Source organism: Mycoplana sp. MJR14, assembly GCF_029210525.1.
In the GTDB taxonomy this organism is placed as follows: Bacteria; Pseudomonadota; Alphaproteobacteria; order Rhizobiales; family Rhizobiaceae; genus Mycoplana.
The window spans coordinates 115,398-138,288 of the sequence record NZ_JARGEO010000005.1; the positions used below are offsets into that span (position 1 = coordinate 115,398).

Annotated in this window: 21 protein-coding genes; 11 read left to right on the forward strand and 10 right to left on the reverse strand. The window is 66.4% G+C overall.

Features of this window, described 5'->3' with window-relative positions; genetic code table 11:
- Nucleotide 1 precedes the first annotated feature (1 nt).
- A complete protein-coding gene (locus P0086_RS13865) occupies nucleotides 2–883 on the reverse strand; it encodes a phosphotransferase (RefSeq protein ID WP_275786413.1) in 882 nt (293 codons plus the stop codon).
- A 261-nt stretch (nucleotides 884–1,144) separates the two neighbouring features.
- Here P0086_RS13865 and P0086_RS13870 point away from each other — a divergent pair, with 261 nt between their 5' ends.
- From P0086_RS13870 to P0086_RS13880, 3 genes are all read left to right on the forward strand, one after another.
- On the forward strand, nucleotides 1,145–1,945 hold the full coding sequence (locus P0086_RS13870; protein ID WP_275786416.1) for a DeoR/GlpR family DNA-binding transcription regulator: 801 nt from the start codon (nucleotides 1,145–1,147) through the stop codon (nucleotides 1,943–1,945).
- 487 nt (nucleotides 1,946–2,432) lie between these two features.
- The gene (locus P0086_RS13875; RefSeq protein WP_275786419.1) at nucleotides 2,433–3,392 is read left to right on the forward strand and encodes a ring-cleaving dioxygenase; all 960 of its coding nucleotides are present in this window, start codon (nucleotides 2,433–2,435) and stop codon (nucleotides 3,390–3,392) included.
- A gap of 148 nt (nucleotides 3,393–3,540) precedes the next feature.
- Nucleotides 3,541–4,107 (forward strand): NADPH-dependent FMN reductase, encoded by a 567-nt coding sequence (locus P0086_RS13880; protein WP_275786422.1) that lies wholly within the window; start codon nucleotides 3,541–3,543, stop codon nucleotides 4,105–4,107.
- Between the two features lie 149 nt (nucleotides 4,108–4,256).
- On the opposite strand, the gene P0086_RS13885 is transcribed toward P0086_RS13880, so the two are convergent.
- The 3 genes from P0086_RS13885 to P0086_RS13895 all read right to left on the reverse strand — a co-directional run bounded on the left by P0086_RS13885 (nucleotide 4,257) and on the right by P0086_RS13895 (nucleotide 7,116).
- Nucleotides 4,257–5,813, reverse strand: a complete 1,557-nt coding sequence (locus P0086_RS13885; RefSeq protein WP_275786424.1) for a VOC family protein — start codon at nucleotides 5,811–5,813, stop codon at nucleotides 4,257–4,259.
- Nucleotides 5,814–5,918: 105 nt separating this feature from the next.
- Nucleotides 5,919–6,770, reverse strand: a complete 852-nt coding sequence (locus P0086_RS13890) for an SDR family NAD(P)-dependent oxidoreductase (RefSeq protein ID WP_275786456.1) — start codon at nucleotides 6,768–6,770, stop codon at nucleotides 5,919–5,921.
- A gap of 127 nt (nucleotides 6,771–6,897) precedes the next feature.
- Nucleotides 6,898–7,116, reverse strand: coding sequence for a hypothetical protein (locus P0086_RS13895; RefSeq protein ID WP_112593837.1), 219 nt, complete (start codon nucleotides 7,114–7,116; stop codon nucleotides 6,898–6,900).
- 748 nt (nucleotides 7,117–7,864) lie between these two features.
- On the opposite strand from P0086_RS13895, the gene P0086_RS13900 reads away from it, so the two are divergent.
- Entirely contained in the window at nucleotides 7,865–9,322 is a 1,458-nt protein-coding gene (locus tag P0086_RS13900) for an efflux transporter outer membrane subunit (RefSeq protein ID WP_112593836.1), read from the forward strand.
- A gap of 102 nt (nucleotides 9,323–9,424) precedes the next feature.
- Here the strand turns inward: P0086_RS13900 and P0086_RS13905 are convergent, their stop codons facing one another.
- Entirely contained in the window at nucleotides 9,425–10,108 is a 684-nt protein-coding gene (locus P0086_RS13905; protein ID WP_275786462.1) for an FCD domain-containing protein, read from the reverse strand.
- A gap of 149 nt (nucleotides 10,109–10,257) precedes the next feature.
- Between P0086_RS13905 and P0086_RS13910 the strand changes: the two genes are divergently transcribed.
- From P0086_RS13910 to P0086_RS13925, 4 genes are all read left to right on the forward strand, one after another.
- Entirely contained in the window at nucleotides 10,258–11,097 is an 840-nt protein-coding gene (locus P0086_RS13910) for a fumarylacetoacetate hydrolase family protein (RefSeq protein WP_275786465.1), read from the forward strand.
- A 142-nt stretch (nucleotides 11,098–11,239) separates the two neighbouring features.
- Nucleotides 11,240–11,374: a hypothetical protein gene (locus P0086_RS13915; RefSeq protein ID WP_275786468.1), complete on the forward strand. Its 135-nt coding sequence runs from the start codon at nucleotides 11,240–11,242 to the stop codon at nucleotides 11,372–11,374.
- A 325-nt stretch (nucleotides 11,375–11,699) separates the two neighbouring features.
- Nucleotides 11,700–11,981 (forward strand): GNAT family N-acetyltransferase, encoded by a 282-nt coding sequence (locus tag P0086_RS13920; protein WP_275786471.1) that lies wholly within the window; start codon nucleotides 11,700–11,702, stop codon nucleotides 11,979–11,981.
- Between the two features lie 71 nt (nucleotides 11,982–12,052).
- Nucleotides 12,053–12,481 carry a DUF1810 family protein gene (locus tag P0086_RS13925; RefSeq protein ID WP_275786474.1) on the forward strand — a complete coding sequence of 143 codons (429 nt, stop codon included), beginning with the start codon at nucleotides 12,053–12,055 and terminating at the stop codon, nucleotides 12,479–12,481.
- Between the two features lie 110 nt (nucleotides 12,482–12,591).
- Here the strand turns inward: P0086_RS13925 and P0086_RS13930 are convergent, their stop codons facing one another.
- Both P0086_RS13930 and P0086_RS13935 read right to left on the reverse strand, forming a co-directional pair.
- Entirely contained in the window at nucleotides 12,592–13,239 is a 648-nt protein-coding gene (locus tag P0086_RS13930) for a hypothetical protein (RefSeq protein WP_275786477.1), read from the reverse strand.
- A 142-nt stretch (nucleotides 13,240–13,381) separates the two neighbouring features.
- Nucleotides 13,382–13,966, reverse strand: coding sequence for a glutathione S-transferase C-terminal domain-containing protein (locus tag P0086_RS13935; RefSeq protein ID WP_275786480.1), 585 nt, complete (start codon nucleotides 13,964–13,966; stop codon nucleotides 13,382–13,384).
- 517 nt (nucleotides 13,967–14,483) lie between these two features.
- Here P0086_RS13935 and P0086_RS13940 point away from each other — a divergent pair.
- The gene (locus P0086_RS13940) at nucleotides 14,484–15,137 is read left to right on the forward strand and encodes a response regulator transcription factor (protein ID WP_112606729.1); all 654 of its coding nucleotides are present in this window, start codon (nucleotides 14,484–14,486) and stop codon (nucleotides 15,135–15,137) included.
- Between the two features lie 155 nt (nucleotides 15,138–15,292).
- On the opposite strand, the gene P0086_RS13945 is transcribed toward P0086_RS13940, so the two are convergent.
- Nucleotides 15,293–16,042, reverse strand: coding sequence for a glucose 1-dehydrogenase (locus P0086_RS13945; RefSeq protein ID WP_112593827.1), 750 nt, complete (start codon nucleotides 16,040–16,042; stop codon nucleotides 15,293–15,295).
- A 94-nt stretch (nucleotides 16,043–16,136) separates the two neighbouring features.
- On the opposite strand from P0086_RS13945, the gene P0086_RS13950 reads away from it, so the two are divergent.
- Nucleotides 16,137–17,030, forward strand: a complete 894-nt coding sequence (locus P0086_RS13950) for a LysR family transcriptional regulator (RefSeq protein WP_275786485.1) — start codon at nucleotides 16,137–16,139, stop codon at nucleotides 17,028–17,030.
- 27 nt (nucleotides 17,031–17,057) lie between these two features.
- On the opposite strand, the gene P0086_RS13955 is transcribed toward P0086_RS13950, so the two are convergent.
- On the reverse strand, nucleotides 17,058–17,417 hold the full coding sequence (locus tag P0086_RS13955) for a response regulator (protein WP_112593825.1): 360 nt from the start codon (nucleotides 17,415–17,417) through the stop codon (nucleotides 17,058–17,060).
- 137 nt (nucleotides 17,418–17,554) lie between these two features.
- Entirely contained in the window at nucleotides 17,555–22,012 is a 4,458-nt protein-coding gene (locus tag P0086_RS13960; RefSeq protein WP_275786490.1) for a PAS domain-containing protein, read from the reverse strand.
- A gap of 288 nt (nucleotides 22,013–22,300) precedes the next feature.
- Here P0086_RS13960 and P0086_RS13965 point away from each other — a divergent pair, with 288 nt between their 5' ends.
- Nucleotides 22,301–22,822, forward strand: coding sequence for an Rrf2 family transcriptional regulator (locus P0086_RS13965; RefSeq protein WP_345799313.1), 522 nt, complete (start codon nucleotides 22,301–22,303; stop codon nucleotides 22,820–22,822).
- The last annotated feature ends 69 nt before the right edge of the window (nucleotides 22,823–22,891 follow it).

Genomic DNA, 22,891 nt, shown 5'->3' on the forward strand with positions numbered 1-22,891 from the left:
GTCATTCGGCATTCCTGAAAAACGCGTACGCCCGCAAGAACCGGGCCAGGTTGTCCGCCGTATAGGCGGCATAGTCGAAGTCGATGGTGGAGTGCAGTTCGGACACCATGCTCCACAGCGTCTCGCGCAGCAGCGATGCGCATTTCATCGCCTGGTAGCGCTGCCAGAGATCGTCGCCGAGCGGCTGCTCGAAGTAGGTCTCCAGCAGCCATTTCTCCTGCGCTTCGGTCAGTTCATTGTTGGAGGCGAGGCCGCCGAGATCGAAGAGCGGCGTGTTGTAGCCGGCATAGTCCCAGTCGATCAGCCACAGCCTTTCGCCGTCATCGAGGAAGTTCGCCGCCAGCAGGTCGTTGTGCCCGAAGACGATGTCGTAGGGCCCGGCCCTGGCCTCCAGCGCTCGCGACATGGCCAGCAGTTCCTCGAGACTGGCGCGATGCGGGCTTCCGGCCGCGGCAAGGGTGGCGGCATAGTCTTCGATGATATGGAACGCCCAAAAGATCATCGCCGGCCCGCGATAGTACCGCCCGGTCTCGCGGTGGCTCTGCCTCACAAGCCGGACGATCCGCTCGAGATAGGCGCCGGACCGGATGTCCTGCGGGCCGAGCGTCCTGCCGGCGATATAGTCGAGCACGAGCACGCCGGGCTGGTGATGGACGACCGCGGGAGAAATCCCCGCCGCATGCGCCGCCCGGCTGGCCGACACCTCGTTCTGCCGGCTGATCTGGTGCACCGGAATGTCGTCGCCGAGCCGGACGACATAGGTCCGGCCGCCGTCGACGACCTTGTAGTTCCTGTTGGTGATGCCGCCTTCGAGAACGGCAATTTCGGGCTGCCCGTTCCAGAGAGGCAGCGACCGGATCGTCTCCTGCGCGGCTGGGTCCATCTGCCATCGTTCCCCGGCGGCCGTTCGGTACGCCTGTTTTTTCCGCAGAAGTTCCCGCACTCACGGAAAACTGTCAAGAAATTTCCACAAAAACGAACATCGTCATGGCTTTTTGTCGCAAAATATGATCCATCATAACCAATGTCGCGTGGTTTCTTTCGGCTTTCTGACCGAATGCCCGAGGCCTCGCGAATTTCTCGATGAAGGCGCGCAGGGTCCGGGGAGGCACGGTCCTCCGCGGATGCCGGGACAAGGAAAAGCATGGACACGACGGCCGCGACTCCGACCCTTTCCAATCATCGCGAGCGCGAGATCCTCGACGAATTGCGCCTTGCCGGCGGCTCCAGCCGCATCCAGTTCCTGGCCGACCGCCTCGGCGTGTCCGAGGAGACCATCCGCCGGAACATCCGCACGCTCGAGGCAAACGGCCTGGTGACCAAGGTGCACGGCGGCGTCCACATCGCCGACAGCGTCACCGAGCAGCCGCTGCACTTCCGCATGAACGTGAACCCGGAGCCCAAGCGGCTGATCGCGGCGAAGGTGGCGACGATCGTCAAGAACGGCGACAGCCTGTTTCTCGACATCGGCTCGACGACCGCCTTCATCGCCGTCGCCCTGCAGAAGCACCACGATCTCTTCATCGTGACCAATTCGCTGTCGGTCGCCCATACGCTGGCCACCCGCAACAACAACCGGGTCTATTTCGCCGGCGGCGAGCTGCGCGCCCACGATGCCGGGACATTCGGGATCGAGGCGCTGAGCTATATCGAGCGCTTCAACCTGCAGCATGCCATCCTGTCGGTCACCGCCATCAATGCCCGGTCTGGCTTCATGCTCCAGGACATGCAGGAGGCGGACATCTCCCGCATCGCCGCGCGGCAGGCGCAGAACCGGATCATCGTCGCCGATGCGCAGAAGTTCGGCCGCTCGGCCCCGATCACCGTCGCCCCGCCCGACACCTACGACATGCTGGTGACCGACGCCGAGCCGCCGTCCGACATCCGCCGCATGCTCGACCAGAACAACGTCAGGTTGGTCCTGGCGGGCGGCCGCGACGACTGACCCCCGCCGGGCCGGCCAACGGCGACCCGTGAGCGTACCGCAGAAACAGAAATGCCGTCGTCAGGGCGGGAGCCTTGCTGGCTCTCTCTGCGCTGAGCGACGGCATTTCCGGAGCAGTCTTCTTGGACGCTTCTCTTCGGCGGTCCCCTCTGGACCTGCGGATAGCGAAAGCAGGAATCGTGCCAAAGCCGATCGGGCGGCATCCGGGCACGCAAACGAGACCCGCCCGCCCAGATTGCAGAACGCCGCGCCTAATTTCACGGCACAGCTGCACACGCTGTCTTTTTGCGATGCACAAAAACAGCGCATGGCAACGATCGGTTCACCAATGCCGCGTGCCCCATCGCCAGGCCGAGATCCGGCGCCGTTCACCGACGATGAACGGAGCGTTCTCCGAATACCGCCTTCAAGTAAACACTCGCCGGGGCGATATTGCTCTCACCGCCGCTCTTGGAAAGAGCAGCCTCCCCTGTGGCAGGAGCACCCCATGACCATGCAGTTGACCGGCATCCATCACCTGACGGCGATCACCGCGAACGCGCCCGAGAACCTGCGCTTCTACACGCAGACACTCGGCCTGCGGCTGGTGAAGAAGACCGTCAACCAGGACGATACCAGCGCCTATCATCTCTTCTATGCCGACGGGATCGCCTCGCCCGGCACCGACCTGACCTTCTTCGACTGGCCGGTCGGGCGGGAACGTCGCGGCACCCACAGCATCAGCCGCACCGGCCTGCGCGTCGCCAGCGCCGACAGCCTGCGCTGGTGGAAGACGCGCCTCGACGAGGCGAAGGTGAAGGCCGGCGAGATCCGGGAGATCGCGCACCGCCAGACGCTCGACTTCGAGGACCAGGAAGGCCAGCGCTTCCGCCTCACCGTCGATGATGGCGGCGCCCCTGCCCATCCCTGGGACAGGAGCCCGGTTCCGGCCGAGCACCAGATCAAGGGCCTCGGCCCGATCACGATCAGCGTGCCGTCCCTGCGCAACACCGAGACCATGCTGGTGCAGGTGATGAACATGAAGGAGACCTCGACCTATGCCTCGCCCGACGGCACCGGCGATGTCCATGTCTTCTCCATGGGCGAAGGCGGACCGGCGGCCGAACTGCATGTCGCCGTCGAGCCCGACCTGCCGGCGGCGCACCAGGGCGCGGGCGCCGTCCACCACGTCGCCTTCCGCGTCCCCGACGTCGAGGCCCTGCATGCCTGGACCGAACGGGTGCATGGCTTCCGCGTGCCCTCCAGCGGCGAGGTCGAGCGCTACTACTTCCGCTCGCTCTATTTCCGCGAACCGAACGGCGTGCTGTTCGAGCTCGCAACCGACGGCCCCGGTTTCGCCGTCGACGAGCCGCTGGAAACCCTCGGCGAGAGCCTGTCGCTGCCGCCCTTCCTCGAGCCGCGTCGCGAACAGATCGAGGCGCGCCTGAAGCCGCTCGTCGTCGCCTGACCCTGGCGCAGCGCGATCGCCGCCAGCCGATGCGGGAAAACCCCGGCAGGAACATTGCCTTCCTGCCGGGGTTTTCGTTTGATCACCGGGAATGAGGCGCGAGCTCCTCGCCGGAGCTGCCAGTCGACATACTATAAGGAGAGTGAAGATGACCAAGCTCGTGGCGATTTCGGGCAGCCTGCGCAAGGCGTCGTTCAACACCGCCCTAATGCGCGCCGCGATCGCAATGGCGCCGGACGGGGTCACGATCGTCGAAGGCACGATCCGCGGGATCCCGCTCTATGACGGCGACGAGGAGGCGGCCGGCGGCGTGCCGGCGGCCGCGTCCGTCCTGAAGGAACTCGTGGCGGAATCGGACGGGGTCATGCTGTTCACGCCGGAGTACAACAATTCCATCCCGGGTGTGTTCAAGAATGCGCTGGACTGGATGACGCGGCCTTCGGCCGACATTCCCCGCGTCTTCGCCGGCAAGCCCTTCGCCATCACCGGCGCCTCGCCCGGCAATTTCGGCACACTTCTGTCCCAGGAAGCCTGGCTGCCGATCATGCGCACGCTCGGAACCCGCCCCTGGTTCGGCACGAAACTGATGGTGTCCAGGGCCGGCTCGGTCTTCGACGAGCACGGGCAGATCGTGGACGAGGCGACCGAAAGGCGCCTTCGCACCTTCGTCGAGGGCTTTGCGGCCTTCGTGCGGGACGGCAAGCCGACGGCCTGAACCGCCGAGCGCCCCGCAGCCCCGAAGCGCAGGCCGGTCGCACGACAAGGCAGCGCCGCCCCACCCGGCCGGGCAGAGGGCGGCGCCATACGCTTGCCCGATGAGGGCCCTTGGCCAAAGCCTGTCGCGCCTATTTGGAGCCGCAGGTTTTAGTTCGCCACCTTCTCCATGAACGCCCGCGCCAGATCGATGTCGGGCATGCCGATGTCGTGACCGGCCGGCAGCGTGCGGTTTTCGACGCTGGCGCCGGCGCGCGACAGGCGCTTCTCGATCTCGGCGGCATGGGGACCGTAGGGGTCGGACTGCCCCGTCACCATCAGCACGTTCGTTCCCTTAAGGTCCGCATCCTGCGGGGCTTCCAGCGCGTTCATCGCCCGCAGCAGCACCGCGTTCCTGATCACGCCGGGATGCAGCAGCATCGTCGCGCCCAGCATGTTGGCGCCGTTGGAATAACCGAGGAAGACGGTCCGGGCCGGATCCAGCCCGTAGGCCGCATTCGCCTCGGCGATGAAGGCGGCGAGCGCCTCGGCCTCGGAGACGATCTCCGCCTGGTCGAACGTCGTCATGGTCAGCCGGCGGAAGAACCGCGGGTAGCCCTCGTCGTTGCTGCGTCCGCGCAGGCTGACGAGCGTCGCACGCGGGGCGACGCGGGCGCCGAAGGCGAGCAGGCTCGTCTCGTTGCCGCCGGTGCCATGCAGCAGCACCAGCGTGCTGCCGTCCGCATCTTCGGGACGATGGACACGGTGGATGAAGGGCAGGTCTCGTTCGGTCATTCTTTCTTCTCCTGGAAGGGAAAACTGGGGCAGCCTTGCGCGGACGTCGGCCGGATCGGCATGAAGATGCGCCGGGACGAACAGCTTGGTGCCGAGGGTTTCGGGCGGCTCGTCGAAGAGCATGCCCGGACCGTCTGAGGCATATTCGATCAACGCCCCGCCGGGTTCGCGGACATAGAGCGAATAGAAATAGGTGCGGTCGTGCATGTTGATGTCGCCGGCGCCTTCCGCCTGCAGCGTCGCGCCGGCCCGTTCGACGGCGGGCCGGTCCGCCGCCCGCAGTGCGACGTGGTCGATCGTGCCCGTGCCCGGCGCCGAGGTCCAGAAGCCGGTGGCGTCGCGGATGTCGAGGATGTCGGCGGCATCGCTCGCAAGCCGGCGGATGCCGTTGGCCGCGGCCACCGGCCGGAAACCGAAGTGACGGCCGAGGAAGGCGGCAGTCGCCTCGGCCTGCTCGCTGAAAATCGTGGCGCCGCGGATGCGCAGGATCGAATCCGCCGCCGCGATGCTGGGCGCCGGCCAGGGGTCGGAAGGCTCGCCCCCGGTCTCGCCGACGAGCTTGACGATGATCCCGTCGGGATCCTTCAGGCGCAGCACCGGCTCGCCGAACTCCTGCGCCGGTCCGCTCATCTGGATGTTGAAGGTCAAGGCCCGCGTCAGCCAGAAGCCGATCGCCTCGGGCCGGATCGAGAGCGCGATCTCGGCCGTCTGGCCGATGCCGACGCGGCCCGGCGAGCCGTCCTCCCAGGCGAGAAAGGTCAGCAGCGTCCCCGGCGCCCCGGTGGCGCCGCCATAGAGCAGATGCAGCTGATCCGCATCCTCGAATCCGGCCGTCCGCTTGACGAGCCTGAGCCCGAGGAAGCCGACATAGAAGTCGACATTCGCCTGGATCTTCCGCGTGATCGCCGTGATGTGGTGTATGCCGCTGGTCATGGCCGTTCTCCGTTCAGCCATAGACAAACAGGTTTCACGCCCGTGCAATAGCCCGGCGCCGGTGACAGCACCGTTCACCATTTGAGAACGGAAATCGACCCGCCGTTATTTCTTTGCCAGATAGGCCTTGAAAGCCTGGTCGAACTCCGGGTGCCAGCGCGACAGCGGCGGCCGGTTCTCGACGATGTCGCCGGCCGCCCAGAGAATGCGCTTCTCGTCGGTCGGCCGGGCCACCTCGTTGTCCGGGCAGAGAATGTAGAAATCACCGCGTTCGAGGCTTTCCATCATGAAGGCGATCGTCTGCTCCGCCGTCCAGGCGCCGGCGGGCTTCTCCGTCCGGCCGTTCGACGTCAACCCGGTGAAAACGAAGCCGGGGATGAAGAGGTGGGCGCTGACCTTGCCGCCGGCCCGATTGCGCAGATCGTGCTGGAGCGCCTCGGTGAAGACCTTCACGCCCGCCTTGGAGACGTTGTAGGCGGGATCGCCGGGTGGGGTGGTGATCCCCTGCTTCGAGCCGGTATTGATGACGAGCGCGGCATCGCCGTGTTCCAGCATCCCGGGCACGAAGGCCTGGCAGCCGTTGATCACGCCCCAGAGATTGACGGCCAGCACCTTTTCCCAGTTCTCGCGCGGCCCCAGGATCCCGCTGCCGGGCTGGACGCCGGCATTGTTCATCAGCACGTGGACACGGCCGAAGCGCGCCCGCGCCGTCTCCCGCAGCCCCTCGACCGAGGCGGGACCGGAAACGTCCGTTGCCACGGCCAGCACGTCCTTTTCGCCGCCCGCGGCACTCCGGGCGACAAGGGCGGCCGCCGCATCGAGACGCGGGCCGCCGAGGTCGGCCAGCACGACGCGCATGCCGAGCCCGGCAAACAGTTTCGCCGCCTCTAGCCCGATGCCGGATGCGGCACCGGTGACGACAGCGACGTTCGATGGCGAAAAGGCGGGATGCGGCATGGCAGTGTCCGTCCGGTCGGGTCTGTTGAAAGGAAAGCGCCGCCTGATCGAGACGGGCGGCGACCGATAGGAAGGATGTAGGTTGCGACGCTGGCGATGTCCACGCCAGCGGGCGGTCTTTCATGCCTCAGGCGGCGGTAAGGCCGGTGACGCCGGCGCGCGGCCCTGCAGCGGACGGGTCGCTCATGAGCTTGCGGATCGCGGCACGCACTTCGTCAGCCGAATTGAACCGCTTCGAATCCAAGTCCCATACATGATACTTGACGGCGACGAACTTCAACCTGTCCTGGTCCGGAACGACGACCCCGACGGCTTCTCCGCCGATCTCAATGACTTGCTTTTCCATAGTAACTCCTGCCATGCGCAAGCACAGCGTATGTCTTTCTTGCGTATCATCCGAAGTAGAGAACGTTACATTCGGCAAAGGGCCGAAAGTTTCGTTCCAAAGTTCGTTCCGCGACAGGAGAACACATCACCAGCGGAAGCGGTGTTGGCATTGCGATGCATATTCACACTCCCTTGGTTGAACCACACGCCATGGTAGCGGTGGGGAGAGGTTTGACAGCTATTCATACATGGCCCCTCAGCCATGTTCGATGAGATAGGTGAAACGGCGCGCCTTGTCAACTCGGCCCCCATTTTTTTGGGAAATTTTTGCGTTCAAATCATATGACTAATCGATTTACGGAAAAATGTTCGCACATGCAGCACGGAAACGAAATGAGCTTGCAATCCACAATATTCGAGCATTCGCTCTTTTTTTGGGCGAAACCACCACAGCGATGTCGCACAAACTTCACGCAAAAGACGTATTCGCCACAGTTTCAAATCGGACCTAAGGCGTACCCGTGACACCGAAACCGGGACCAAAACGCAACAGAGGGCGTGAATTGCTCGCTTTTTCGGATGAACAACGGACGAAAACCCATTGGCAAGGTTTTTTGCGTAGTTATGTTGTGCTGGTTGATTCTGGGTGGGGTCAGCCATGGCACCGCCCCGTTGAGAGTGCGTTAACCATAATCCGTGGATGATGCGCGAATCGCCAATTGGACTCGAGATTGTGAGCCGCGGTGTTGAGTGGCTCGGGGAAGACCATGAAGATTGTACGATCCCTACTGCCACTGACGATGTTGCTGCTGAGCGGATGTGTTGTGGGACCGGATTACCAGGCGCCCAATGCCGCCCTGCCCGGCAAGTTCTCCGAGGCCGCCGGAAAATCGGCTGGCGACACGACCCTGGATCCCTGGTGGGAAAACTTCCGCGACAAGCGCCTCAATGATCTGGTCGCCCGCGGCATGAACGAGAACCTCGACGTCCTGCAATCGCTCGAGCGCATCTCCGAGGCCCAGGCCAACGTGGTCCTCGCCGGCGCCGGCGGGCTGCCGCAGATCAACGGCGGCGGCAACGCCACCGTATCGGGCGAGGACGGTACGCTGCTCAAGAAGCAGTCCGGCTCGATGCATTCGCAGACCAAGAACCTCGCCGGCAGCGTCGGCGCCTCCTGGCTGCTGGACCTCTTCGGGCAATACCGCCGCGCCCGCGAGTCGGCCAACGCCTCGCTCGATGCGGCCTACGACAACGTCAACGTCGCCCGGCTCGCCTATCTCAGCGAGCTGACGACCACCTATATCAGCGCCCGCTTCTTCCAGGAGGCGCTGGCCCTGAACCGGTTGAACCTGCAGTCGCGCCAGGAAACGCTGAAGCTGACGCAGGATATCCGCGCCGCCGGCGCCGCCTCCAGCCTGGACGTCGTGCAGGCCGAAGGTCTCGTCAACCAGACGCTGGCGGAAATTCCGCCGCTCGAGACCGGCTTCTACCAGTCGGCCAACCGCGTCGCGACGCTGCTCGGCGTACCGGCGGCCACGCTCACCGCGGAACTCATCAAGGCCGGCCCGCAGCCGGCCCCGCGGCACTCGACGCGCGTCGGCGTGCCGGCCGACCTCATCCGCAACCGGCCGGACATCCGCGCCGCCGAGCGGAACCTCGCCGCGGCAACGGCGCAGATCGGCGTCGCCGAATCGCAGCTCTATCCGAGCCTGACCCTCGAAGGCACCGTCGGCGCCGCGCGCACGATCAGCGCGCTCACCGGCAACCTCACCTCCTGGTCGTTCGGCCCGGCGCTGACCGTGCCGATCTTCAACGGCGGCGCCCTCAAGGCCCAGGTCGACATCGCCGACTCGGTCGCCAAGCAGCAGTATCTCGCCTGGAAGCAGACGGTGCTGAACGGCGTGGAGGAAGTAGAGAACGCGCAGACTGCGCTGATCCGCGACTACCAGCAGGTCGCCGCCCTGCGCAGGCTCGTCGCCTCGAACGAGGAAGCCCTGTCCCTGGCGCGCGAAAGCTATCGCGGCGGCGCCAGCACGATCCTCGACGTCCTCGACGCCGAGCGCAACGTCGCAAACAGCCGCCTGACGCTGGCTTCCGCCATCCGCTCGCTCGCCAACGACTACGTCGCGCTCAACGTCGCGATCGGCGGTGGCTCGGCAATCGAGACGCCCGTACCGACGCCGGCCCCCGGTCGCAAGGTCGCCTCCGCCGCCGCCACGCAGTAGACGGCGCCGACATCTCTCATCGGATGCCCCGGAAACCACGCGGTTTCCGGGGCATCATCGTTTTGGCGACAGGGGATGTGAACGGGATCCAGCAGGCGGCGCTCAGGCGACCCGGCCGTCGAAGAACGCCTCCAGCGCATCGGCCGTGCGCTGATAGTGGGCATGCAGGGCGGCAACGGCCCCCTGCCCGTCGCGCGCCAGCGCAAGCTCCATCAGTTGCCGGTGCTCGGCTTCGACGTCGCGCTGCAGGCCCGACAGGCTGACCGACACGCGGCGATAGCGGCCGGCATGGCCGAACAGGCGCAGGCAGGTATCGAGCAGGATCGGCGAGCCGCAGGCGGATATCAGCGCCTGGTGGAAGGCGGCATGCCGCTCGTCCCAGTCGTGACGGATGACCGACGGCATGTCGTCGCGTCCCTGCGGCACCCGCGCCAGCAGGTGGTGCGTCGCAACGATGCGCGCCTCCCAGTCTCCGTCCCCCCTCTCGATCGAAAGCCGCAGCGCCTCGCCTTCGCAGAGCTTGCGGTTGGCGGTGATGTCGCGCAGTTCGGACAGCGACAGCGAAGCGACGCTGAAACCGCGGTGATCGTCCAGCACCGTGAACCCCTCCGCCGTCAGCCGCGCCAGCGCCTCGCGCACCGGCGTCACGCTCATGGCGCAAAGCGCCTGCAGATCGGCAAAGCGCAGCCTGTCGCCGGGACGCAGGCGGCCGTCCTGGATCGCACCGCGGATGCGCTCATAGGCGTCGCCGGCAAGGGTCTTTCCCGTCGGCCTGTCTACGGCCATGGCTCGTTCATCTCCCAATTTTGCCAAATGGCATGGATTTTCGAAAATCGTTGACTCCTTGTAAGACTTATGGAAGGTGGGGCGCAACAGAATTCGTCCAGCGCCCGCCCTTCATCGCCGGCGCCGCATCTCAAAAGGGAGGTTATCGCATGAAACTTGTTCGCTACGGAAAGCCGGGGGCGGAAAAGCCGGGTCTTCTCGATGCCGACGGCAAGGTGCGCGATCTTTCCGCCGTCGTCCCCGACATTGCCGGCGAGGTGCTTGGCCGCGAGAGCCTGAAGCGGCTGCAGGCGCTCGATCCGGCCAGCCTCCCGCTCGCCCCGGCCGGCGAGCGCTTCGGCGCCTGCGTCGGACGCGTCGGCAATTTCATCGCCGTCGGCCTGAACTATGCCGACCACGCGGCCGAGAGCGGCATGGCGGTTCCGCCGGAGCCGGTCCTGTTCAACAAGGCGCCCTCCTGCGTCGTCGGCCCCAATGACACGATCCTCATTCCGCGCGGCTCGGAGAAGACGGACTGGGAGGTCGAGCTCGCGATCGTCATCGGCGATCGCGCCTCCTATGTCTCGGAGGCCGAGGCACTGGACTACGTCGCCGGCTTCTGCATCTGCAACGACATCTCCGAGCGCGCCTACCAGACCGAGCGCAGCGGCCAGTGGATGAAGGGCAAGGGCTGCCCGACCTTCGGCCCGATCGGCCCCTGGCTCGTCACCAAGGACGAGGTCGACACCGCCGATCTGTCCATGAAGCTCAGCGTCAACGGCGAGACGGTGCAGAACGGTTCCACGGCCACCATGGTCTACAAGGTGCCCTTCCTCGTCCACTATATCTCCCAGTTCATGATCCTCGAGCCCGGCGACGTCATCACCACCGGCACGCCCCCGGGCGTCGGCATGGGCATGAAGCCGCCGCGCTACCTGAAAGCCGGCGACCGCATGGAAGTCACCATCGCCGGCCTCGGCATCCAGCGCCAGACGGTCGCCCAGGGCTGACGGCCTGACAGACTGACCGCAGGCCGAGACCCAGGGCCAATAGTCACAAGAGCCGCGCCCGGCATATCCCGGCCGCGGCTTTTTCATGGGGTCGCGTCACCGGCGCGCAACGCCGCAAAATCACGTCTTCGGATGGCATGTCATGGAACCGGCCCAGGGGGTCGCGCATTCACGCGGCAACTTTCGTTCGGAGACCAAAACGATGCATGACGGCTTCGTCGAACTGTCCGCGCTTGCCTGCATCATCCTGACCTGCCTGCTGCTCCTGCCGGTGTAGGACGCCGCTGCCAGCGCGGGGCGACGGACAAGGCAGATCGCGCCGACGGCGCGTGCCGCTCGGTCATGCTGCGGGATCGGTGCCCGCGCCGAGCACGTCTTTTCCGCCCTTTCCGCCACGCCTCCCCTTTCGGTTCGATCACCCCATACGGAGGTTTGGGCGCGCCAGCGGACCGAGGTCGGCAGGCTATCCGAGCGTTCAGTACCAAGCTTTCCCGTCTCTGCCATAATCCTCGCCACAAGCAGCCACCGGCATTCCCGGCCGTCCGACACGTTCCGGCGGCGGGGTTGGTACGGCGGATCGGCGGTTGCACGGGAGACGAGCCATGAGCGAGCAGGTGCGCGACAACCGCGCAATGCACCGATACGAGATGCCGATCGCCGACGGCGCCGTTGCGGCGGCCTACTACCGGCTGGAGGACGAGGTGGTCGTGCTCATCCACACCGAGGTTCCGTTCGAATACTCCGGCAACGGCTTCGGCACGCGGCTGGCTTTCGGCGTGTTCGACGCGATCCGGCGGAGCGGCCGCAAGGCCGATGCCAGATGCGCCTTCATGGCGAATTTCGTCGTCCGGCATCCCGAGCAGAGCGACATACTCGCCGGTTGAGCATGGACCAGACGAGCCGCCCGCCGGCACACCGACCGGATGTGCGGCTCTGGAACAGGATTGAGGATCCCTTGGCGAACGAACCCGACCTTCAACGCTTCATCGACGCGCAGGATGCGGTCTACGACGACGCGATCGCCGTTCTCCGCCGCGGTATGATGTGCAGTTCCTACATGGATTTCATCTTCCCGCGGCTGCGGACGTCGGGGACCGATCCCGCGGACGAGCCTTTCGCCGTCGGCTCGATCGACGAGGCCAGCGCCTATCTGGCCTCCCCGGTCCTCGGCGGGCGCTACCGGGAATGCCTGGGCGCGCTCCAGCACCTGCCGGGGCTGAGCGCCCGCACGGTCTTCGGCGACATCGACGCCCGGAAGCTGCATGCCTCGATGACGCTGTTCTGCGAGGCCAGCGACGAGTTCCTGCTGGAGACCGTGCTCGAAGCCTGGTTCGACAGCCTGCTCGACCCCGATACGATGAAGGGGCTCGGCCGGCGCTATTGAACCGCGACAAGCGCGGCACTCTGTCTGCAGGCCGCCCCAGCATTCAGGACCGGTCGGGAGGGATCGTCCGGCCGGTCCCCCCTTTCAGCCGCTGCGGCAACGGGCGGTGCCTATTCGTCGAAGGGGGCGTCCGTGACGAGATCGACGGCCGACACCGCCTTGTAGCCGCCGACATGGCGCATGCCGAAGTCGCGGACGAAATTGTCGTAGGTCGTCTCGGGATGTGTCCTGGCGATGTGGCAGAAGCACCCGCTCATCCGGCGCTTCATCTGCAGGCGGGGAAACGCCTCGACGATCCGCTGGATGTCCGCGGCCGGCAGCGCCTGGTATTGCAGGCCGACCACGTCGAGGCAGATGCCGGCGGTGCAGAGTGCAACCTCCGCCTCCTTGTAGAGGCCGATCGAGGCCGTGGAATTGAGCGCGACGCAGTCCCACACGAGCTGGGTGCGCCGGTCGTCGAAGCCGTTCTCCCTCACGAAATCCCGCGCGATGTCGGCAGCCTCCACCTCGAAGCGTCGCGGCCCGGCAAATCGCTCGTTGAGCGTGACGTCGTGCAGAAGCGTGCCCACCGCGAGCACCTCCGGATCGCAGGCGATCTGCTGCACCTGCCCGAGCCGCACCGCGAACAGCCAGGAGCGCATGACATGGTTGAAGAGGTAGGGCTCGCATTTGTCGCGGGCGAATTCGATCGCGCGGGCGATCACCGGCGTATCGGGCACGGAGACGCCGGCAAGGGTGCGCTGATGGATGTCCGTCATGGTCGTTCCTCTCTTCCGGGCGATTGCACGGCGGGCCGGTGGCAGGCCGCGGCGAAAGCGAGCAGGCCGGCACCGACCTGATCGCGATGGATGAAGGGGTGTGGGGGGCGCAGCCTGGCCGCGCCAGCCCGGCATCCCGAATCTAGATCAGCCCTTCGTTGATCATCGCCGTCCGGACGGCGGGGCGGGCCTTGATGCGCGCCCGCAGGCCCGCAAGCGCGGTGGGCAGGCCTATGTCGAACTTCTCGGCCCAGAGCAGCATGACGAAGAGATAGAAGTCTGCCACCGTCGGTGTATCGCCGAAGAGATAGTCCGCCTCCAGCCCCTCGGACAGGAAATCGAGATGACCGGCGATGACGGCCTCCGCCCTTTCCTTCTCGGTCTGGCCACCGGCGTTCAACCTCGCCTTGAAGGCGTGGTGCAACTCGGTCGAAAGATAGGTGAGCGCCTCCAGGAGCCGCGTGCGGCCGAGCGGACCTTGACCGCCGAGCGCGGGATACTGCGAGGCCAGCCAGTCGAGAATGGCGATGTTCTCGGTGAGCACGTCGCCGCTGTCGAGCACGAGCACCGGCACGTACCCCTTCGGCGTGATGTCGCGCAGGTCGCCGCCGGAGGCCGTGCGCTTGGTCCGCAGGTCGACGCGCTCGGGCTCGAAGGGTACGCCCGCCTCCAGGAGGACGATATGGTCGGCGAGGCTGCACGCCAGGGGACTGTAGTAGAGTTTCATGTTGGGCATTCCTTTGGTCGCCCCGCGGCAGGCCACGGTTCGGCCTGGGGCGGCTGGCTGAAAGAGAAGTGCGCCGCCTCGGTCGCCGGCGCGTCGGCACCATGGGCGTCATCGGCAATGGCGAAAACTATGCCGACTGGTGGGACCGCTAGTCCCGAAGGTCTAGGAGGGCCTGCCGCGCGGCGGCGGTTGCCGGCACGAACGGCCTGCCATTCGGCTTGCGCTCCACAACTCGGATAAATATAGTCCGCGTTGAGATACATCTATTGGCAATCACCGTATCCGGCGCCTATTCTGGCTCGCAGGCCAGACAGGGACCGGCAACCGGGATCGCGCATTTTCAGCGCGTGTTCGTGCAGGATGTCAGCGACAAGCTGGGCCGCACATTCCCGGTGCCAATGGCGTTTCGCCCTTTCGGACGACCTCGATTTGGTCACGTCCCCGGATGAGGAGATTTGGCAATGACGCATGGAGCTATCGCAATTTCCGCCGCGCGCCCGGCCCGGGAGGCCATGCCATGAGCCCGACCACGGGGGACACCTCGGAAACCCCGATCGTCCTCATCGTCGACGACGATGACGATGTCCGCGCTTCGCTGCGCGAGCTGATGCTGTCGGTGGGCATCGAGGTCAACAGCTACGCCTCACCGCGGGAACTGCTGGAATCCGAGATCCCCGATCGGCCCGGATGCCTGGTGCTGGACGTGCGCATGCCGGGTTCGAGTGGCCTCGACCTGCAGCAGCAGCTTCTCTCCAAGGGCAATGCCAAGCCGATCGTGTTCCTCAGCGGCCACGGCGACATCCCGATGACGGTCCAGGCGATGAAGGCGGGCGCCGTCGACTTCCTGACCAAGCCGTTCAGGGACCAGACGCTGCTCGACGCGGTGATGGCCGGCATCGAGCGCGACAAGAGCCAGCGGCTGGAAGCGCGCACGGTCAAGCAGTATCTGGAGCGGCTGAAGACGCTGAGCCCCCGTGAACGCGAGGTGCTGCGCGAGGTCGCCCAGGGCCGGCTCAACAAGCAGATCGCCTTCGATCTCGGCATCAGCGAGATCACCGTCAAGCTCCACCGCAGCAACGTGATGAAGAAGATGCAGGTGAGTTCCATCGGGCAGCTGATCCGCGCCTGGGAGGCCCTGCCCGCGAGCATCCGCGATCCGGCGAGCGACTAGGACCGGAAGCCGGAACAGCCGAGGCGGCCCGTCTTTCGAGCGGGCCGCCTTGAAGTTTTTGCGGGGGTATCTTCGCCAGGGTCCTGCAACGTCCTGCAAGCCAAGCGGCCCTCCGGCGAGGGCGGCGCCGGTGCGGCGCTGCCGACCGGATCCGCTTACGCCAGCGTCATGCCGCCATCGACGTGCAGTTCGACGCCGTTGACGAAACTGCCCGCATCCGAGGCGAGGAAGAGCGCGGCGCGCGCCAGCTCCTCCGGCCGCCCCATGCGGCCTGCCGGAATGAGGGAGGCCATCTGCTGCTCGAATGCGGGGCGATCGGCCTCGGAGACGCCGAGCTTGCCGAGAATGGCGGTGTCGACAGGTCCCGGGCTGAGGATGTTGACGCGGATGCGCCTCGGCTTGAGCTCGATGGCCCAGTTCCTGGCGAATGCGGCGACGGCGGCCTTCGATCCGGCATAGACGGCATGGTCCGGCAGGACCTTGGTGGCCGCCAGCGAGCTCGTGACGATGATGTTGCCGCCATCGCGGATGAGCGGCGCGATCGCCTGGACGCCGAAGAAAACGCCGCGCGTATTGGTGGCGAAGTGCCGGTCGTACTCGTCCGGCGTCACGGTCTTCGAGTGCGTCAGGTTGATGATGCCGGCATTGGCCATGTAGACGTCCAGCGCGCCGAACCGCGCCCTGACGGTTTCGGCCAGCGCCTGGTGGTGAGCAAGGTCGGCGACGTCGCCGACAATGCCGACGGCGCCGTGGCCGATCTCCCGCACCGCCTCGTCGACGATATCCTGCCGCCGGCCGGTGATGACCACCTGTGCGCCTTCGCGCGCAAACAGGCTGGCCGTCGCCTTGCCGATGCCGCTGTTTCCGCCGGTGATGACGGCGACCTTGTCTTTCAACTGTTGCATTGCTGTCTCCGTTTCGTTCGAGACAGAGATAGCGGCGGGTCATCCTTGCTGTTAGATGGACGTCGGGCACATGATTTGTGCCCCGGAGGTGCAAATGCCAAATCTGCTGGGCGAGGCTTCGGGCCTGATGGCGTTCGTGCGGACGGTGGAAGCCGGCTCGTTCAGTGCCGCCGCGCGCGATCTCGAGACGACGCCCTCGGCCGTCTCCAAGAGCGTGTCCCGGCTGGAAAGGAAGATCGGCACCCGGCTCTTCCTGCGAACGACCCGGGCCTTGACCCTCACCCAGGACGGCCAGGCCTTCTTCGAACGCGTCGCGCCGCTCTTGAAGGAGCTCGACGCGAGCGACGAGGCGATCGCCTCCCGCAGCGCCCCCTCCGGCCGGCTGCGGGTCAGCATGCCCGGCGAGTTCGCCCCGATGCTGCTGCCGGGGCTGTTCACCCGCTTTGCCGCCGCCTACCCTGACCTGCATCTCGACGTCGGCCTCACGGACAGGTTCGTCGATCTGGTGCGGGAGGACTACGACGTCGTGCTGCGCGCCGGCGCGCCGACGCAAGGCGATCTCATGGTGCGGCCGCTGGCGGAGCTGCCGATGGTGATCGTCGCCTCGAAGCCTTTCGCGAACACCTGGGACGCCCAGGCGTCGGAAGACCTCGCCCGCCTGCCCTTTGCCCGGTATGTGTCGAACGGGGTGGTTGCGCCGGTGCGGCTGGCCGACGGCACGAGCTTCGTTCCCGCCGGCCGCGTCGATTGCGATTCGGGCTTTGCCATGATCCAGGCGGCGATGAGCGGGCTGGGCGCGGCCTATCTCCTGCGCTGCCTCGTTGCTGCGGAACTGGAAACCGGGGCGCTGGTCGATCTCGCCCCGCAACGTGAGCTTCCGAGGCTCCCCTTCAATGCCCTGCACGCCTACGGACGCACGCCCCCGCTACGGGTGCGGCTGTTCTGCGACTTCGTGGCAAGCGAGGCAAAGAGGCTCGCCACGATGTGAAGGCCGGGAACGGCGAAGGTCGCAGGCCTATTGCAGGACATCGCCGATGGCCGCGAGCAGGACCTGCGCATCGAAGGGCTTCCTGAAAAGGCCGCCGATGCCCTTGGCGCGATCCTGGTCGGTGATTTCGTGGCGGCCGGTGATCAGGAACACCGGCAGCTCCGGACGCGCCGCCTTGACGGTATCGCGAAGCTCGAATCCGTCCATGCCCGGCATGCCGATGTCCGTGATCAGCACGTCGATGCCCGAAAGGCCCGCACGCAGCAAGAGGTCTGCGGACAGGAAGCTGCGAACCGAATAGTCGGCCGCCTCCAGAAGCTCCTCCAGGGATTCGAGCACCCTTGGATCGTCGTCGACAACCGCCACGACTGGCCTTTGATTCTTCACTTTATGCTTCCTCCTGATCGGCGCGGCTCAAGCTGTGTGCTCCAATCGCGTCGCATTCCGCATGTTTTCGCCGGGCGGCCGTCTCGACCGACCGGGACCTGCCGATCCCGCTGTCCCTTGGCCATGGGCCATGGCCGTCACCGCTCGTCCGCCGCGGCCGTCTCTTCGACCGGCAGCGTAAAGATGAACGTCGATCCGTGCGGTTTGTTCTCCTCGACCCATAGCCGGCCGCCGTGGGACTCGACGATCGATCGGCAGATCGCCAGCCCCATGCCCATTCCCTGCTCCTTCGTGGTGAAGAACGGCTCGAAGATCCGCTCGGGAAAGTCGATGCCCGGTCCGCGGTCGCTGATCTCGATCTGGACGAGGCCCACCAGCCGGACGACGCGGATTCCCAGCACCCGCTCGCCGATCGTGGAACTCATCGCCTCCACGCCGTTGCGGATGAGATTGACGAGAACCTGCTGGATCTGCACGCGATCCAGGGAGACCGGCGGGAGGTCGCTGTCGAGCGCCACGTCGATGCGAACGCGACGCCGCGCCGCCTCCTCGGCCATCAGGTCGCGCGCCTCGGTCACGATGCTGCGGAGCGGGGTGCGATCCTTCGCCGCCGCCGAGGGCCTGAACAGGGCGCGGATGCGGCTCACGACGTCGGCGGCGGAGTTCGCGCTGCGGATGATCCGCTCCACCGTACTCTTGGACCGCTCGATGTTCGGCGGCTCGGCCGAAAGCCAGCGCTGGAGGGCGCTCGAATAGGTGACCACCGCCGTGAGCGGCTGGTTGACCTCGTGGGCGATGGATGCCGACAGCTCGGCGAGGCTGGCGGCCTGGCTGGCGCGCGCCAGGCTCGCCTGGGCCTGCCGCAGCGTCTCCTGCGTGCGAACCTCGCTGTCGATGTCGAGGCAGATGACGTTCCACTGCACGATCGCGCCCTCGGCATTGCGCATCGGCGCCGCGCGCGTCTCGACCCAGTGATACTCTCCGTCGAAGCGCCGCAGGCGATGCTTGCGGGCATAGGGTTCGCCGGTCGCCAGCGAATGGGCATACTGCTCCTTGACGCCGGCGACGTCGTCGGGGTGCACGCCGGCATCCAGCGTGGCGTCGAGCCGCGATTTTCCCGAGCCGTCCAGTTCCTCGAGCTGGTAGCCGAGGAACTCCCGAAGCTGCTGGCTGCGATAGACCGGCTCGCCGTCCGGCGCGGCGCAATCGATCATGGCCGGCAGCGTCTCGACCAGCTGCCAGAGGAACCGCTCCCTCTCCCGCAACGCCTCCTGCGCGTGCATCTCCTCCTCGATGTCGATCGAGATGATGTACCACTGCACGATCGCGCCCTGCGCGTCGCGCAGCGGCTGGGCGCGCGCCTCGATCCAGCGGTAGACACCATGCCTGTCGCGCCGGCGGAAGCGGTTGACGAACGGCTGCCCGGTCGCAAAGCCGTCCGATGCCCTGCGAAACATGATTGGAAAGTCGTCGGGGTGGGCGAGGTCCTGGGCGAGCGCATTGAAGTCATCGATGGGCGCATGCGGCAGACCGACGCTGTCGAGATAGCGCTTGCTGGCATAGGTGATCTTGCCCGATGGCGAGAAGCTCAGGATGTTGATGGGCAAGGCATCGATCATCTGATCCAGTTGCTGCTTGCTGTTGCGCAGCGCGTCCTCGGCCCGCAACTGGTCGTCGATGTCGTGACACAGGCCGTACCACTGCAGGATGCGCCCGGCCTCGTCGCGCAACGGCTCGCCGCGACCGGACATCCAGCGATAGACACCATCCGCCCTGCGCAGGCGGTAGTTCAGGGAGAAGCTCTCGCCGGTGGCCAGCGAGTGCTTCAGCGCCTTCGCCATCCCCGCCGCATCGTCGGGATGGACGAAAGCCGTTATGGCGGCATCGAGCCCGGCGCACTCCGTCGTGCCGTAGTCGCCAATGTCCGCCCCGAGGAAATCGACCATGCGCTTGCTGAAGAAGACCGGCTCGCCCGTGGGGCTCAGCCGCCAGAGCAGGCTCGGAACCAGATCGACGAGTTGCGAGAGTTCCTGCTCCCGCGCCCGCAGCGCCTCCTGGGCGCGCATCTCGTCGTCGATGTCGATGGAAATGGCGTACCAGTGGACGATGGCGCCGCTTTGGTCCCGGATCGGCTCCCCGCGTCCGTCGACCCAGCGATAGGCGCCGTCCGCGCGCCGCATGCGATACTTCATGGTGTAGGGCTCGCCCGTGGCAACCGATCGGCGGACGGTGGACAGCAGCGTCTCGGCATCGTCGGGGTGCACCGTACCTGCGATGGCTGCGGCCAGCCTGCCGCTGCCCGGCTGGCCCAGGTCCGACAGGTCCAGTCCGAAGAAGTCGGTCAGGCGCTTGTTGAAGAAGGTCGGCTCGCCCTCGGGCGACAGCCGCCGGATATGGACCGGAACCATGTTCACCAGATGCGAGAACTCCCGCTCCCGGTCGCGCAGCGCCTCCACGGCCCGCTTGCGCTCGGTGATGTCGATGAAGCCCACCAGGCTCTTGTCGGCGATGGCGCCGGGACGGGCGGTCGCGAAGAGTACATCGATGACGCCGCCGTCCAGCCGCGCCACCCTCGTCTCTTCCTGGAAGATGTCCTCGCCCCGGTATCGCGCCTCGATCGAGCGGCGGATGGTCGCCATCCCCGGCTGCCAGTAGCGGGTGATCGGCCCGAGCATTTCCTCCGCATTGCCGGCGCCGAACATGTCGATCAGGTGCTGGTTGACCTCCTCGACCTCCAGCGCGTCCAGCGCCCGCTGCAGGAACTCCGGATGCGCGTCGATATAGGGCTCAAGATCGGTGACGCCCTGCGCCCGCAATTCCTTGAACATCGGGATGAGCTTGCTGGCATCGACCTGGGTGAGCGCGATCGGCATGTAGTGGAAGAGATCGCGGTAGCGCCGCTCGCTCTGCCGCAGGGCCTCCTGCGCCCTGACCAGGTCGTCGATGTCGAGGCAGACGCCGTACCATTGCACGATCCGTCCGTCCTGGTCGCGCAGCGGTTCCGCCCGGCCGTCGATCCACCGATAGGACCCGTCCGCCCGGCGCTGGCGATAGATCTTCGCAAAGGGCGCCCCCGTCTCGAAGGATTGCGCGAGCGCCCCCTCCACGGTCGGCTGGTCGTCGGGGTGGACGTCGGCCAGGGACCGCGACGCGTCGGGTCCGACGAGTTCGTCCAGCGTGATCCCGACCGAGTTGGCCAGCCGCCTGTTGATGTAGGAGGGCGTTCCCTCCGGCGTCGTGCACCAGATCAGGGCCGGCACGGCATCGATCATCTGCTGGAGCTGGCGCTCGCTGCGCCGCAGCGCCTCCTCGGCGGACACCTGATCGTCGATGTCGTGGCACAGGCCGTACCACTGCAGGATCTTGCCGTCCTCGTCCCGCATCGGCTCCGCGCGGCTGGACATCCAGCGGTAAGCGCCGTCGGCGCGGCGCAGACGGTGGCGCATGGCAAAGCTGCGGCCGGTGGCGAGGCTTTGCCCCAGGCCCTCCATCAGCTGCGCCGCATCGTCCGGATGGGCCATCGCGGCGATCGCATCCAGGCGGCTGAGGCCGGTCCTGGCGATTTCCGTGATGTCGAAGCCGAGGAATTCGACCATGCGCTTGTTGAAGAAGGTCGGCTGGCCGTCGGGGGCGAGCCGCCAGATATGGGCGGGAACGGTCTCGATCAGCTCCCGCAGCGAGTGCTCGCTCTTGTGCAGGGTGAGGGTCGCCAGATGCTGCTGCCGGGACAGGGCCGCCACGATCAGCGCCGAGAAGGCCGAGATCGCCAGGAACAGCTGCAGCATGATCTGCTTGTGCTTCTGGGATTCGGCATCCCCGGCAAACTGGCTGAAGCCCGAGACGGTGAAGATCGCCGCGATCAGCGCCAGGAAGGCCAGGGTGACGACCGCCCCCTTGAACTCGAAGCGCACGGCCGCCCAGATCAGCGGCGGCATGATGATGTAGGCGAACGGCAGGTAGCCGCTCATGCAGAGCGCCGCGACACCCAGGAAGATCAGCGACAGCACGCCGGCTTCCAGGCGGCCGGCGACCGAGAAGCGGTCGCTGCCGCGCCAGTTCTGAAGCACGACCAGCGCCAGCGGCGCGACGATCAGGACGCCGGTGGCGTCACCGATCCACCAGATCGGCCAGGCTGTCGCAAAGGCCTGCACGCCGAACCACGCCAGCGTCGCGCTGCCGACGGTGGCGCTGACGACCGGCGCAATCCCGGCGCCGAGCACGGTCAGCGCCAGGACCTCCCGGACGGTCTCCAGCCGAACCGCCCGGCCGCCGCAGGCCCGCCTGACGAGCCAGGCGCCCGTGATCGCCTCGAGCGCGTTGCCGATGTTGATCAGGACGGCAACCTGCAGCGGATTGTGAAACCAGAGCGCGTTGCCGACGAGTTCGCCCGCAAGCCCGGCCAGCACCCACCACGGCCAGCCGTGGGCCGGGGCGAGGATGAGCACGGCCATGAACAGGCCGCTGGCCGGCCAGATGGAGATGCCCGTTCCCGGGACGATCGCGAGCAGCTGTGCGAAACCGGCGGCCAGCACATAAGCCGCGACGAAGAGCCCCAGATGCAACGCGTGAGGGCGGTTCCGCAAGAGAGTCGTCATCAGCTGCTCCACCGGTTGAGGAAAGCCTGAAGACCTGCCCGGCATTCGACACTCCAGCCCCTCTGGCCGATTTTTCTCCCAGCGTATCCGGAGCTTAGCCAAAATACATCTGTTCCAAGGGATAGGTAGTGTCCTCATCCCGTCTGCTGCGGCTGGTTGTGGGTACCTTGACGATCCTCCGGAATCGGGCGCACGGCAAGGGTCACCAAACACGGACAAGTGCGCTCTGTGTTGGCGTTGTCCGCCTCCATGGCGGCTGGTATAGTCCGCGCCATGGCGCATTTGACCGTGAGTGTGGAATACGGGATCCACTGCCTTCTGTGGCTGGCCGGCCCGGACCGGGCGCCTGTCAGCAGCCGCGACCTGGCGGAGCTGCAGGGGATTTCCACGAGCTTCGTCGCCAAGATCTTCCCGAAGCTCGAGAAGGCCGGGATCGTGCGCTCGTCGGAAGGCGTGCACGGCGGATATGTGCTCGCGAAAACCCCGGCGCAGATCAGCGTGCTCGAGATCATCGACGCCATCGAAGGCCGCAAACCGCTGTTCGATTGCCGGGAGATACGCGGCCGCTGCGCCCTGTTCGGCGATCCGCCGCCATCCTGGGCGACGGCGGGCGTCTGCGCGGTTCACGCCGTCATGCTGCGGGCGGAGAAGGCGATGCGCGACGCGCTCGCCGCCCAGTCGCTCGGCGATATCGCAAGCACGGTCGAGCGCAAGGCGCCCCCCGACTTCGCCGACCAGGTCGGCGGCTGGCTGGATGTCCGCGACGCTGCCCGCACCCGCAGGACGGAACCCGCGCCCCGGGACGCCTGACCGGGCACGATCCGGTGCGGCCGGACGTTCGCCTGTCGGCCGACCGGCCCGCCCTGCCCCGGCAGCCGT

Excerpts from the sequence above, each read along its gene's own strand:
- P0086_RS13865 (WP_275786413.1), bottom strand. The coding sequence starts at position 883 with ATGGACCCAGCCGCGCAGGAGACGATCCGGTCGCTGCCTCTCTGGAAC.
- P0086_RS13870 (WP_275786416.1), top strand. The coding sequence starts at position 1,145 with ATGGACACGACGGCCGCGACTCCGACCCTTTCCAATCATCGCGAGCGC.
- P0086_RS13875 (WP_275786419.1), top strand. The coding sequence starts at position 2,433 with ATGACCATGCAGTTGACCGGCATCCATCACCTGACGGCGATCACCGCG.
- P0086_RS13880 (WP_275786422.1), top strand. The coding sequence starts at position 3,541 with ATGACCAAGCTCGTGGCGATTTCGGGCAGCCTGCGCAAGGCGTCGTTC.
- P0086_RS13885 (WP_275786424.1), bottom strand. The coding sequence starts at position 5,813 with ATGACCAGCGGCATACACCACATCACGGCGATCACGCGGAAGATCCAG.
- P0086_RS13890 (WP_275786456.1), bottom strand. The coding sequence starts at position 6,770 with ATGCCGCATCCCGCCTTTTCGCCATCGAACGTCGCTGTCGTCACCGGT.
- P0086_RS13895 (WP_112593837.1), bottom strand. The coding sequence starts at position 7,116 with ATGGAAAAGCAAGTCATTGAGATCGGCGGAGAAGCCGTCGGGGTCGTC.
- P0086_RS13900 (WP_112593836.1), top strand. The coding sequence starts at position 7,865 with ATGAAGATTGTACGATCCCTACTGCCACTGACGATGTTGCTGCTGAGC.
- P0086_RS13905 (WP_275786462.1), bottom strand. The coding sequence starts at position 10,108 with ATGGCCGTAGACAGGCCGACGGGAAAGACCCTTGCCGGCGACGCCTAT.
- P0086_RS13910 (WP_275786465.1), top strand. The coding sequence starts at position 10,258 with ATGAAACTTGTTCGCTACGGAAAGCCGGGGGCGGAAAAGCCGGGTCTT.
- P0086_RS13915 (WP_275786468.1), top strand. The coding sequence starts at position 11,240 with ATGGAACCGGCCCAGGGGGTCGCGCATTCACGCGGCAACTTTCGTTCG.
- P0086_RS13920 (WP_275786471.1), top strand. The coding sequence starts at position 11,700 with ATGAGCGAGCAGGTGCGCGACAACCGCGCAATGCACCGATACGAGATG.
- P0086_RS13930 (WP_275786477.1), bottom strand. The coding sequence starts at position 13,239 with ATGACGGACATCCATCAGCGCACCCTTGCCGGCGTCTCCGTGCCCGAT.
- P0086_RS13935 (WP_275786480.1), bottom strand. The coding sequence starts at position 13,966 with ATGAAACTCTACTACAGTCCCCTGGCGTGCAGCCTCGCCGACCATATC.
- P0086_RS13940 (WP_112606729.1), top strand. The coding sequence starts at position 14,484 with ATGAGCCCGACCACGGGGGACACCTCGGAAACCCCGATCGTCCTCATC.
- P0086_RS13945 (WP_112593827.1), bottom strand. The coding sequence starts at position 16,042 with ATGCAACAGTTGAAAGACAAGGTCGCCGTCATCACCGGCGGAAACAGC.
- P0086_RS13950 (WP_275786485.1), top strand. The coding sequence starts at position 16,137 with ATGCCAAATCTGCTGGGCGAGGCTTCGGGCCTGATGGCGTTCGTGCGG.
- P0086_RS13960 (WP_275786490.1), bottom strand. The coding sequence starts at position 22,012 with ATGACGACTCTCTTGCGGAACCGCCCTCACGCGTTGCATCTGGGGCTC.